The following is an 11,490-nucleotide window of genomic DNA, read 5'->3' as shown; positions in this document are numbered from 1 at the left end:
TAAATGCCACCTTACAATGTTTGCAAAACCAACGCTGAGAACCAGATTTTAAAACACCGTGTTTAATACATGTTTCATTACAATCAGGACATTTTATTTGTCGCATAAACTCTTCCTCCATATTTGTTTATATATAGGAAGATATAACCTCATTTTAATCAGTAATTACAAGGGTTAATTGATGTTTTTACCCACACTTTTTGTCCACCCTCAAACTTCTCCAGAAAAAGATTAAACCCTTATAACACTAGTAAATATCTAGTGTTATAAGGGTTTTCACACACACTTTTTGTCCTATAAGCCATTTTCGTGCTATAGGCTTTTATGTTTTAATTTAGATAAAACGCCTAACGTATAAAAGCATTCGCAGTGCTTACACGTTAGGCGCATTTTAATGTATAACTAATCCCGCTATCCCCCACATCACGGCGATAACGCCAAATATAAATCCCCATATACTAAGGAATAAATGGACCATAGAATAATGTGGATAGACTCTAATAGAATACGTACTATAATCATCATCACTACTAATTAAATAGCGACGAATCGTACCAAATATCTTTACTATCCGACTAGGCTTATCGTTAAATAATAGCTGATACGTCCCCGGATTAGCATAAAATGTATAGAGTTCAAATCGTACGTCGATTACTTTAGTCACACTAACGGGTATCAAGTTAGCTCTTAATGGGACTTCCTTTTCCGTTTCACAGTTAATAAGCTGTAGTCCAAATAGCCCTAACGGAGCTTTTTTAAACCGATTACCATTAAGCCATATACCATAGCGACCAGCTGTTTGTATAGTAAATATCCCTTTATCTGTTCTATAAGGCATATCATGTATGGCCGTTACCGTATACACTTTCACAGTATGCTTAATGCTCAGTACGAGTAACAACAGTCCTAGGGGAATCATCAGTCCGAAAACAAACAATATAACGCCACCTTTATTACGAGTTCATGCGGTTAAAGTATTCAATGGATTGCGGTGTAAACCCAATATAAGTAGTGCCATTAGAATAAGGTCCTAATTCATATGGTTGGTAAACTAGATCGATATTACCCTTACCGCGTAGGCAGTAGTTATCAGTTACATATTTTACACTCCAGCCTTGAGGAATACGGCTCTTTGTATGGGAACCTGTGTAGTAATCTAATACATAAGATCGTAATCCTCTGTCCAACTGTTCTGCATTAGCGATTTTTACATAATTGTATAGAGGAACACGTTGACCTGTTATTTTATTATATACAAGTCCTCTGGTATTAGTCATACCATGAACGGCACCGGCATAGTAATGATAGGTCGTCAATAGAATGGAAACAACTTGGCTATCTTCATAGGTTACCTTATAATTTTGAGCCACCTTATAAATATGTTGGTTGTAATACATATCCTTTGCTTCTAGCACATAGTTTGCGATATCTGTATTAATCGCTTGTTGAGCATAAGCAGAATCAGTGTATACCAAAGGATATTTTAAATCTAAATTGGCATCTGATTGGCTACCAGTTACAACTTTTGCATAGCCTGGTATGGCTAACATAGCACCTACGGCCCCTAAAACTAAAGCTTTCTTTAATACGTTCATACTAATCCCTCCTCTATCTGAGATTTGTTAATGAAATATCTATACTGAGTATTTCGCCATGAACTAGTAAATCTCCTTTTTATTGTTTCTGTACCATCGTACTAGAGGAGGCTTTCACCATACAAAAAAGGACCCTCCAAAGAGAGTCCTTAATTTGTTATGCTATTAAGCGTTTTTAGCTACTTCAACAAGTTTAGCGAATGCTGCTGCATCGTTAACTGCCAAGTCAGCCAACATTTTACGGTTAACTTCAACGCCTGCTTTAGTCAAACCAGCGATGAAACGGCTGTAAGTTGTGCCATTGATACGAGCTGCTGCGTTGATACGAGCAATCCACAATTGACGGAATTCGCGTTTTTTCGCACGACGGTCACGACGAGCGTAGTACAACGCTTTCATTACTGTTTCGTTAGCTTTTTTGAACAAACGAGAACGAGTACCGCGGTAACCTTTAGCTAATTTCAAAATCTTTTTATGACGTGCATGAGCTGTAACGCCCTTTTTCACTCTTGCCATTGTATATTCCTCCTAAATTACGATATATCAATCTAATAGTTAGCGATTAAGCGTATGGTAAGCATTTAACTACGCGTTTGTAGTCAGATTTAGCAACCAATGTAGCTTTACGTAAATTACGTTTACGAGCTGGAGATTTTTTCTCAAGAATGTGGCTTTTGAAAGCTTTTGCACGCTTGAATTCACCAGTACCAGTTACTGCGAAACGTTTAGCCGCTGCGCGACGAGTTTTAATTTTTGGCATAATTATAATCCTCCCAATATCCTATTTACTTACTAAAATCATGGTCATATTACGACCTTCTAATTTAGCTGCTTTTTCAATAGACGCCGTTTCTTTGAGTTCTTCAGCAAAACGTGTCAACACTGCCATGCCAAGTTCAGGGTGAGAAAGTTCACGACCGCGGAACATGATGGTTACTTTTACTTTGTTACCTTCACCCAAGAATTTGGATGCGTTTTTCATTTTTACGTAAAAGTCATGGTCTTCAATATGTGGACGTAACTTAACTTCTTTTAAAGTTACGATTTTTTGTTTCTTCTTCGCTTCTTTCTCGCGTTTTTGTTGTTCATAACGATATTTACCGTAGTTCATAATGCGAGCTACTGGTGGTTTAGCGTTAGGTGCAATTTCCACAAGATCAAGATGCTTTTCTTCAGCCAATGCCAACGCCTCACGGCCAGACATGATACCGATTTGTTCGTTTTCAGGACCTACGACACGAAGTTCACGAGCACGAATCTCTTCATTAATGCGTGGTGTATCCTTGCTAATAGCTTTCACCTCCAAGAGAATAAAAAAACGGATGGCATACACCATCCGAATAGAGTTCTCTATATTAACCTTATACTTCTGGGTATTAGGTGAGTGGCGGATGGCCTCTGCTTCATAAATTACTTAATTATAATAACAAATTGACTGGTGAAAGTCAACACTAATCTTGTACTTTCCCATATATTTATTATTACAACTCCTATAGTATAACAAAGTTTGTGAATTTCGTATAGGTCCATACATCTCATTTTAATTATAATGATACCCTCGTATGTATACAATATTCTTATATATTATCACATACTTATTTATGAAATACTGTATAATAATAGCTACAGAAAGGAGTGTTTATTATGAGTACAGTAAGTAGTACTAACACAACACAACAAGCTGCGGCTCCTCCGAAGAGTCGTACGACAGCACAAAATATCGGACTTATTCTCGCATTTATTGTTTTAGGCGTCATTTTATTATTACCAACGCCTGAAACATTATCCACTGGTGGCCATCGCATGATTGGTGTTCTCGCCTTTGCCATCATCTTATGGATGACATCGGCCGTATCCTATCCGGTCAGTGCGACCATGATCACAGCCCTTACGGCCTTACTACTCGGTTTCTCACCGAATCCTGAGGCGCCGGCTAAAATGATGGGCACCGCTAACGCATTAAAGCTCATCATTTCTGGTTTTTCATCACCTGCTATGATCCTCGTTGGTGCGGCCATGTTTATCTCCGTAGCCATGCGTAAAACCGGTCTTGACCGACGCATCGCTATGCTCGTTTTATCTAGCGTCGGCACCAAGGTAAGTCGCATTTATCTCGGCGTTATCATTACGGGCCTTATCCTCGCCTTCTTTGTACCCAGTGCAACGGCTCGTATTGCCTGCCTCGCTCCGATTATCATCGGCATCGTTGAGAACTTAGGTATTGAACGTAAAAGCCGCGTCGCGGCCCTTCTCATGGTGGGCGCTGTACAGGCTGATACATTCTGGAACATCATGATTCAAACGGCAGCCGCCCAAAACCTTGTGGCCGTAGGATTTATGCAAACACAGATGAATACATCTGTTAGCTGGATTGACTGGCTCACAGCTGCTGCTCCATTTTCCATCATCATGGTAATTATTGCCTACTTCTTAACACAAGCATTAATTAAACCAGAGTTCAAAGAACTCGTTGGCGGCGATGTACAACTCGCTAAGATGCGTCAAGAAATTGGACCTATGAGCACCGATGAAAAGAAACTCTTATGCATCTCCATCGGTTTACTTGCATTGTGGGCTACAGGTGGTAAATTACATTCCATCGACACCACCACAACTACGATCATAGCGATTGCCCTATTCTTCTTCCCTAAAATTGGTATTATGGATTGGAAATTCGCACAACCAAACATCGACTGGGGTTCCATCGTTATGTTTGGTGCTGGTATCGGTCTCGGTACAGTTTTACTTAAAACAAAAGCAGCCACATGGCTCGCTCAAGTATTCGTTAACGCATTCTCTTTAGAATCCGCTACGGTATTCTTGTTGATTGCCATCATGGCTGCGTTCCTCATCGTAATCCATCTAGGATTTGCCTCTGCTACCGCCCTTTCATCAGCGATGATACCAATCGTTATCTCCATCGTTGTAGGACATAATGCAGAAGGACTTAACGCTATTGGAGTAACCATGATCATGCAATATGCTATCTGCTTTGGTCTAGTATTACCAGTAAACTCACCACAAGGTATGGTGGCTTATGGTACAGACACATTCGACGTAAAAACATTCATGACAACAGGTATTCCTTTAACCATCATCGGCTATGTAATGATGCTCGTATTCGCACTTACATACTGGCATTGGATAGGGATAGCCTAAATCACTACAGGCCTGTATCTTTTCTTGGGACCGTTAATACACCTTCCTAAGATTAGAACAGGCCTGTTCTATTTCTAGAGACGCATATACACACCTTCCTAAAATTAGTACAGGCCTGTTCTATTTCTAGAGACGTGTATACACACCTTCCCTAAATTAGTACAGGCCTGTTCTATTTCTAAAGATGCACATTCACACCTTCCCCAAAATAGAACAGGCCTGTTCTATTTATTTTTATTGGATATAATCCGAATCAATAAAGTTAGCTATAGGTTTCTTTGCCATTCTATTATGTATATGAATTAATAGTCTTGTTGTTTGTTCTCGTTGTTCTTTAGGTATTTGAGAAAACAAGGCCCCCATCACCTTATTATGCGTTGATGATATGCGTTCGTAGGTACGAATTCCTTTCTTTGTTAGCATAACATCCCGAGATCGTTGGTCACTCCAATGTTTTACAGTGGTAACTAAACCTTTTTTCTCAAGATTTTTTATAACCCACCCCACATGACTAAGGTGTTTGTTATTTAACAAGGCTTTGATTTCCGTATAATTTACTACATGCCTAGTTTTATATACATGTTTAATAATAGAAAATTCTTCACGTGTTACATTGCCAGCATCATAGATTTTAGATTCTTTATCATAGAAATCTTTATAAACCAAGTCAATCATCCCCCATAATTGACGATGAGCGAGCGTAAGATTTTTATTCTTTTTACGTTGCAAAATTGAAGCTAAACTTGACTTCTCCACACAGGGTCACCACCTAATCATAATAAGATGTTCATTATAATTTCTCCCGCTACTATAATGAAAGAAAAATCCCCTTATATATGAACTGCTACTATTAGATTATAAAATCTAAAGATAACTGTCCAGTATATAAGAGGATTTTTTATACTAAATTATTATTGACCAAATATCGTTAAATCCATCAAAAAATGATAGATAAACAATCAGATATATCAACAATTATATAATTAGTTGCGTTCTTTAATTTCAATTTTAATGGAATTGAAGAATTCGTCGAATGAAACTGTACCTAATTCGTCGCCACCGTGTTTACGTACGTTAACGGAATTGTCTTCCATTTCTTTATCGCCAACAACGAGCATGTAAGGAACTTTTTCCATTTGTGCTTGGCGAATTTTGTAACCAATTTTTTCGCTGCGGTCGTCTACTTCTACGCGAACGTAGTCATGGCGCATTTGTTTTGCCAATTGGTTAGCGTATTCCACGTGTCTTTCGGAGATAGGTAATACTTTCACTTGAACAGGTGCCATCCAAGTTGGGAATGCACCAGCATAGTGTTCAGTCAAGATACCGATGAAACGTTCCATAGAGCCAAAGCATGCACGGTGAATCATGATAGTACGATGTTTTTGACCATCTTCACCGATGTATTCTACGTTAAAGCGTTCAGGCAAGTTCATATCCAATTGGATAGTACCACATTGCCATGTACGGCCCAAGGAGTCTTCGATATGGTAGTCGAGTTTAGGACCATAGAATGCACCATCGCCAGGATTGATTACATAGTCGATACCTTTTGCTTCGATAGCGTTACGCAATGCTTCTGTAGCTGCTTCCCAAATTGCATCATCGCCCATTGCATTGTCTGGTTTAGTGGACAATTCAACATGGTATTTCAAACCAAATTGGCTATAGATACGGTCGAACAATTCGATAACTTTCATCAATTCGGCTTGCATTTGTTCAGGCAACATAAATACGTGCGCATCGTCTTGTGTGAAAGCACGAACGCGGAACAAGCCGTGTAATGCGCCAGACAATTCATGACGATGAACTAGACCAAGTTCTGCATAACGAAGTGGCAAGTCACGGTAGGAATGCATTTCGTTTTGGTAAACCAAGATACCGCCTGGGCAGTTCATAGGTTTAATTGCATATTCTTCGTCATCAATGATTGTAGTATACATATTTTCACGGTAATGATCCCAGTGACCAGATGTTTCCCACAAGTGTTTATTCAAGATGATTGGTGTGCGGATTTCATCATATTCGAAATCATGATGTACTTCGCGCCAGAAGTTTTCCAATTCGTTGCGAAGAGCCATGCCTTTTGGCAAAAAGAATGGGAAGCCAGGACCTTCTTCTTTGATAACGAACAAGCCAAGTTCTTTACCGAGTTTACGATGGTCGCGTTTAGCCGCTTCTTCAAGCATGTGAAGGTATGCATCTAGTTCTTCTTTCTTTTCAAATGCTGTACCGTAAATACGTTGCAACATTTTGTTCTTTTCATCGCCGCGCCAGTATGCACCTGCAATGCTTTGTAATTTGAAAGCTTTCACCTTACCAGTGGATGCAACGTGAGGGCCTGCACAAAGGTCAACAAAATCGCCTTGTGCATAGCAAGAAATCACAGCATCTTCAGGAAGGTCTTCGATCAATTCCACCTTGTAGTCTTCGTTTTTAGATTTGAAGAACTCGATAGCCTCTTGACGAGACATTACGGATTTAGTGATAGGCAAGTTTTCTTTTACAATACGGCTTATTTCCTTTTCGATTTTAGTCAAATCTTCAGGAGTCAATGTATGTTCCATATCGATATCATAGTAGAAACCTTTATCGATAGCAGGACCGATAGCTAATTTAGCTTCAGGCCATAAGCGTTTAACCGCTTGAGCCAAGATATGAGAAGCTGTGTGGCGCAAAGTATGTTTACCACCATCTTCTTCGAATGTTAAGAATGCTACTTCAGAACCATCAACGAGTTCTTCGCGAAGGTCTGTTAATTCGCCATTTACGTTTGCAGCTAGTACTTTTTTAGCCAAGCTGTTAGACAATTTTTTTACTGCTTCCCCAAGAGTAGTGCCAGCAGCGTATTCCTTTGCACTACCATCAGGTAAAATGATTTTTACATCTGCCATTTTTCTTTCCTCCAATTTATTATCTAGGATAGACTGGATTTTTGTAATAAAAAAAGACCCCCTATCCCTACAAAACAAGGGACGAAGATCATTCGCGGTTCCACCCTAGTTAATTCACCGCATCACAAGGATACAGTTCATTCACTTCATTAAGCCCGATAACGGTGGCTGCCGTATTTGCCTACTTTAAGTTCGACAAATCAGTTTAAAGGGGGTAACTCTAATATATGTGTAAGGCATTTCCAGCATCTGCCTCTCTCTGGTACACAGGGATATGAGAATCATGTCCTTTGCATCACTTTTACTAAGATATCTTATCATAGGTCCTAAAAAATTTCAACTATATAAGTACCTCCTAAAAAATAGAACAGGCCTGTTCTATTTCTAGAGGCACCCATACACATCTTCCTAAAATTAGTACAGGCCTGTTCTATTTCTAAAGATACGCATACACATCTTCCCAAAATTAGTACAGGCCTGTTCTATTTCTAAAGATACGCATACACATCTTCTAAAAATTAGTACAGGCCTGTAGTATTTCCAAGAACTATCTATTTACGTTCAAAGTGCACAGATAGCATAGATCCAATTACTTTTTCAATTTTAGAGTTTGTAATGTCTGGGCCCTTGAATAGAATCAACATTACGTCATCGGAATTGTCTTGTTTAGATACCATCAAGACGCCGCTACCACGAGCACCATTATCATCATAATCTTTTGCAACAATAATCATATTGAGGTAATGGTCTTTCATGTATGTGTAGACTTTGCTTTGTTTAGCAGAGTTGCCGATGCTGCTCGCCATACCCATAGCACGATTGAATACGATAGCATTCGCATTGTGCGGGTTATTGCGAAGTTGTTGTTTTTCTTCATCATTTAGTGGCAATAGGTTAACCATCATGGATTCGCCCATGCGGCCACGAAGCATAGCTGGCATTGTTTCACGCACGTCTGCAGGAATGTCGTTACTAGGATTGAGTTTTAAATCCTTAGGCACGGTCATGTACAATGTACCCTTGCTGTTTTGGCCTTGTACAGTTTTACTGTTGTCGATAGCGCCCATTGTGAAAGTATCTTTAATGATTTCCATTTGCACGCTCAATGGTTTTTCAGGTACACCACGGCTAGCTACTTGAATATCGCCAGATTTAGTTTTCTTAATTGTTTCCACAGACCAAGTTGCACCTGGTTTGCCTTCATCGCTAGGAGATGTCAACGCAGCAGGCACTTCTTTGGCACCTGTAAATACATAGGTTTGTGCTGGCACAATTGTATCAGGAGCACCGGACTTGTTGAATACGGCACCATATAATACATTCGGCACAACAGTAGAACCAATTTTCAAATTATTGTTTTCTTGGCTTTCAACATCAAAGTTAATATTGCCAGCAAATGTTACATCTGGATTATGATTAATCACAACAACCGTACCTGGTTGTGGAATCATGACAGGACCATTTGGCGCTGCAAAAGCAGCTGTTGCCATAGAGGCACCAAGTGCTGTTAAAACAAATGCGCGTTTTAATACATTACATTTCATTATTATTCTCCTAAATTTGGATAATTCTCTAATCGATGTTATTGAACTATATTTCTAAGGTAACCTCTGGCAAGCGCGATAGAATTTCGCTGGCTAGTCTGCGCGTATCCGGTGTACACCGCACCATGCAGCGCCCCGACTTGTCTAGGCTAGTCATAACACCTACGTATTCATAACCTTCTAAGATGCGATTGACATAATTGGTATGTTTTGGATCTATGTGAAAGTACAAATATCCTTCCTCCCCTGTGCCGCTATACGAAGGTGGTTCAGGAAAGCCTGACAGTGAACGAGACGGCATCAATGGTTCTTGATTATCGCGTAACGGTATCGTCTCATCATGTGTCACTTCATCAGGTGTCATTTCATCAAGCATTGACATAGTAGCAGTATTTTCATGTACCATGTTACTCTGCTTTCACCTTGCACTCGCGGCGCATCATGGAATATGGTTCCAATTTTGTATCCATATACAAACGAACCTTCATTTGCGCATGAGGTGCTACATCGATAGGATTACCATCTTCGTCTGTCATTTTTTCGATAACAGCCTCTACAAGTTCACCCTTAGGTTGGCAAAATTCTACCTTATCCCCTACCTTGAAATTATTGCGTTGTTCAAGATCCACATATTTTTCTTCATCGTTATAACCAAGCACTAAACCAATGAAGTCATGGGATTGAGTATTCGTAGATTTGCCGTAGTTTTGAGCACTTTCATCAGGACGGCCATCAGCAAAGCCATCTGTATAAGGGCGGTGGGAAATTTTTTCTAATTCAGCAATCCATTCTGGACGAACGTACCAGTTTTCACGTTCCTTCAAATAGGTATCGATAGCCGTACGGTATACCTTAGCTACCGTTGCACAATAGTGAACGGATTTCATGCGACCTTCAATTTTAAGGCTATCGATGCCTGCTTCATACAATTCTGGAATGCGATGAATGAGGCATAAATCCTTGGAGTTAAAGATGTATGTACCATGTTCATCTTCTTCGATTGGGTAATATTCGCCAGGGCGATTGGATTCTACAATGCTATATTTCCAACGGCAAGATTGAGAACATTGACCGCGGTTAGCATCGCGTGTACCTGTCATGTAGTTAGATAAGAGGCAACGGCCAGAATAGGAAATACACATGGAGCCATGAACGAAAGACTCGATTTCAATATCTACATGTTCCTTCATTTCCTTAAGATCCGCTACAGATACTTCGCGAGCTGCTACAACGCGAGCCGCACCAAGTTCCTTCCACATTTGCACAGTATGCCAATTCGTCGTGGATGCTTGTGTACTTACATGAAGTTCAAGGCCTGGTGCTACGCGTTTAGCCAAGCTAAAGATGCCCATATCAGCAACGATAATCGCATCGACACCGATACTTTCAAGAAATTTCAAATAATCCTCAAGACCTTCAAAGTCCTCGTTGTGAGGAATAATATTGCATGTAACGTGGATTTTTTTGCCATGTTCATGCACAAATTGAACGGCTTCTTTCAATTCTTCGTCGGAAAAATTGGAGTTACCAGCACGCAAACCAAATCGTTTACCTGCACAATAAACGGCATCCGCACCATAGCGAATGGCCATTTTTAACTTGTCCATATTACCTGCTGGACAAAGCAATTCCATAAAATGATCTGCCATTATTTGTTGTGTCCTTTCCACACACTTACACTCATGCCATCTCCCATCGGGTAAATGGTGGTGTTAAATAATTCTTTATTTTCTACATATGCTAAATACGCTTGTAATCGCTTAACAATAGTTTTGAATCGATGCGGAGCCTCTTTGTCGCCACGCACATAGCCTCTAAAGAGAACATTATCGGCAAGGATGACGCCACCTTCTTTCACATGAGGTAATATGACCTCTAGCTGATTAAGATATTGCCCCTTTGGGCCATCGAGAAATACGAGATCATATTCACCTTTAATTTGAGTTAATACGTCCTTCGCATCACCTTTAATCAACGTGATTTGATCCTTATACTCGGATTGACCTATATAATATTTCGCCATCTCATGGCGAACCTCATCCAATTCAATAGATGTAATTTTCCCGCCTCGTTCAATAAGAGGTGCCATCAGTAATGTAGAGTAACCAATGGCGGTGCCCACCTCCAACACAGAGGTGGGCCGATATAATCCAATCAATTCTTCAAATAAATGCACCTCAGATTCCCGAAGGATGGGTACATTATTAATCATCGCGTAAATACGCTGCTCATTTAATATCTCATTTAATTCCATAAAATGTATTATAAATTCCTACTATTTATTTGACTGTGAAAGTA

12 protein-coding genes and 1 other annotated feature are annotated in these 11,490 nt (G+C 39.8%); of the genes, 1 reads left to right on the top strand and 11 read right to left on the bottom strand.

Going from position 1 to position 11,490, the window contains the following annotated elements; all coding sequences use genetic code 11:
* Positions 1-391: 391 nt before the first annotated feature.
* The 5 genes from HMPREF1151_RS01565 to infC form a co-directional block, all read right to left on the bottom strand.
* Positions 392-937, bottom strand: coding sequence for a hypothetical protein (locus HMPREF1151_RS01565; RefSeq protein ID WP_009660798.1), 546 nt, complete (start codon positions 935-937; stop codon positions 392-394).
* A 16-nt stretch (positions 938-953) separates the two neighbouring features.
* On the bottom strand, positions 954-1,595 hold the full coding sequence (locus HMPREF1151_RS01560) for a PdaC/SigV domain-containing protein (RefSeq protein ID WP_005380536.1): 642 nt from the start codon (positions 1,593-1,595) through the stop codon (positions 954-956).
* Positions 1,596-1,760: 165 nt separating this feature from the next.
* Complete coding sequence (rplT, locus tag HMPREF1151_RS01555) at positions 1,761-2,111, bottom strand: 50S ribosomal protein L20 (RefSeq protein WP_005376311.1); 351 nt, start codon at positions 2,109-2,111, stop codon at positions 1,761-1,763.
* Between the two features lie 46 nt (positions 2,112-2,157).
* Positions 2,158-2,355: a 50S ribosomal protein L35 gene (gene rpmI / locus HMPREF1151_RS01550; RefSeq protein WP_005376016.1), complete on the bottom strand. Its 198-nt coding sequence runs from the start codon at positions 2,353-2,355 to the stop codon at positions 2,158-2,160.
* A gap of 21 nt (positions 2,356-2,376) precedes the next feature.
* On the bottom strand, positions 2,377-2,931 hold the full coding sequence (gene infC / locus HMPREF1151_RS01545) for a translation initiation factor IF-3 (protein ID WP_005376236.1): 555 nt from the start codon (positions 2,929-2,931) through the stop codon (positions 2,377-2,379).
* A 308-nt stretch (positions 2,932-3,239) separates the two neighbouring features.
* On the opposite strand from infC, the gene HMPREF1151_RS01540 reads away from it, so the two are divergent.
* The gene (locus HMPREF1151_RS01540) at positions 3,240-4,754 is read left to right on the top strand and encodes a DASS family sodium-coupled anion symporter (RefSeq protein WP_009660801.1); all 1,515 of its coding nucleotides are present in this window, start codon (positions 3,240-3,242) and stop codon (positions 4,752-4,754) included.
* 234 nt (positions 4,755-4,988) lie between these two features.
* Here the strand turns inward: HMPREF1151_RS01540 and HMPREF1151_RS01535 are convergent, their stop codons facing one another.
* The 6 genes from HMPREF1151_RS01535 to HMPREF1151_RS01510 all read right to left on the bottom strand — a co-directional run bounded on the left by HMPREF1151_RS01535 (position 4,989) and on the right by HMPREF1151_RS01510 (position 11,446).
* Positions 4,989-5,510 carry a winged helix DNA-binding protein gene (locus HMPREF1151_RS01535; RefSeq protein ID WP_005380696.1) on the bottom strand — a complete coding sequence of 174 codons (522 nt, stop codon included), beginning with the start codon at positions 5,508-5,510 and terminating at the stop codon, positions 4,989-4,991.
* Between the two features lie 227 nt (positions 5,511-5,737).
* Positions 5,738-7,648: a threonine--tRNA ligase gene (gene thrS, locus HMPREF1151_RS01530; protein WP_009660807.1), complete on the bottom strand. Its 1,911-nt coding sequence runs from the start codon at positions 7,646-7,648 to the stop codon at positions 5,738-5,740.
* Positions 7,649-7,722: 74 nt separating this feature from the next.
* Positions 7,723-7,953: a binding site (T-box leader), on the bottom strand.
* A gap of 246 nt (positions 7,954-8,199) precedes the next feature.
* Positions 8,200-9,192 (bottom strand): hypothetical protein, encoded by a 993-nt coding sequence (locus tag HMPREF1151_RS01525; RefSeq protein ID WP_009660806.1) that lies wholly within the window; start codon positions 9,190-9,192, stop codon positions 8,200-8,202.
* A gap of 46 nt (positions 9,193-9,238) precedes the next feature.
* Positions 9,239-9,574, bottom strand: coding sequence for a DUF4911 domain-containing protein (locus HMPREF1151_RS01520; RefSeq protein ID WP_232197999.1), 336 nt, complete (start codon positions 9,572-9,574; stop codon positions 9,239-9,241).
* A 25-nt stretch (positions 9,575-9,599) separates the two neighbouring features.
* A complete protein-coding gene (locus HMPREF1151_RS01515; RefSeq protein WP_005382667.1) occupies positions 9,600-10,841 on the bottom strand; it encodes a U32 family peptidase in 1,242 nt (413 codons plus the stop codon).
* A complete protein-coding gene (locus tag HMPREF1151_RS01510; RefSeq protein ID WP_005382665.1) occupies positions 10,841-11,446 on the bottom strand; it encodes an O-methyltransferase in 606 nt (201 codons plus the stop codon). Before HMPREF1151_RS01510 ends, HMPREF1151_RS01515 begins: the two co-directional genes overlap by 1 nt.
* Between the last annotated feature and the right edge of the window lie 44 nt (positions 11,447-11,490).

Origin of the sequence: Veillonella sp. ACP1 (assembly GCF_000286635.1) — a bacterium.
Classification (GTDB): Bacteria; Bacillota; Negativicutes; order Veillonellales; family Veillonellaceae; genus Veillonella; species Veillonella atypica.
Note: the sequence above shows the minus strand (reverse complement) of the source record. Positions and strands in the feature narration are given on the sequence as shown.

What these genes read in the sequence shown, in the direction of transcription:
- HMPREF1151_RS01560 (WP_005380536.1), bottom strand. Translation starts at nt 1,595, where the DNA reads ATGAACGTATTAAAGAAAGCTTTAGTTTTAGGGGCCGTAGGTGCTATG.
- rplT (WP_005376311.1), bottom strand. Translation starts at nt 2,111, where the DNA reads ATGGCAAGAGTGAAAAAGGGCGTTACAGCTCATGCACGTCATAAAAAG.
- rpmI (WP_005376016.1), bottom strand. Translation starts at nt 2,355, where the DNA reads ATGCCAAAAATTAAAACTCGTCGCGCAGCGGCTAAACGTTTCGCAGTA.
- infC (WP_005376236.1), bottom strand. Translation starts at nt 2,931, where the DNA reads ATGGTGTATGCCATCCGTTTTTTTATTCTCTTGGAGGTGAAAGCTATT.
- HMPREF1151_RS01540 (WP_009660801.1), top strand. Translation starts at nt 3,240, where the DNA reads ATGAGTACAGTAAGTAGTACTAACACAACACAACAAGCTGCGGCTCCT.
- thrS (WP_009660807.1), bottom strand. Translation starts at nt 7,648, where the DNA reads ATGGCAGATGTAAAAATCATTTTACCTGATGGTAGTGCAAAGGAATAC.
- HMPREF1151_RS01525 (WP_009660806.1), bottom strand. Translation starts at nt 9,192, where the DNA reads ATGAAATGTAATGTATTAAAACGCGCATTTGTTTTAACAGCACTTGGT.
- HMPREF1151_RS01520 (WP_232197999.1), bottom strand. Translation starts at nt 9,574, where the DNA reads ATGTCAATGCTTGATGAAATGACACCTGATGAAGTGACACATGATGAG.
- HMPREF1151_RS01515 (WP_005382667.1), bottom strand. Translation starts at nt 10,841, where the DNA reads ATGGCAGATCATTTTATGGAATTGCTTTGTCCAGCAGGTAATATGGAC.
- HMPREF1151_RS01510 (WP_005382665.1), bottom strand. Translation starts at nt 11,446, where the DNA reads ATGGAATTAAATGAGATATTAAATGAGCAGCGTATTTACGCGATGATT.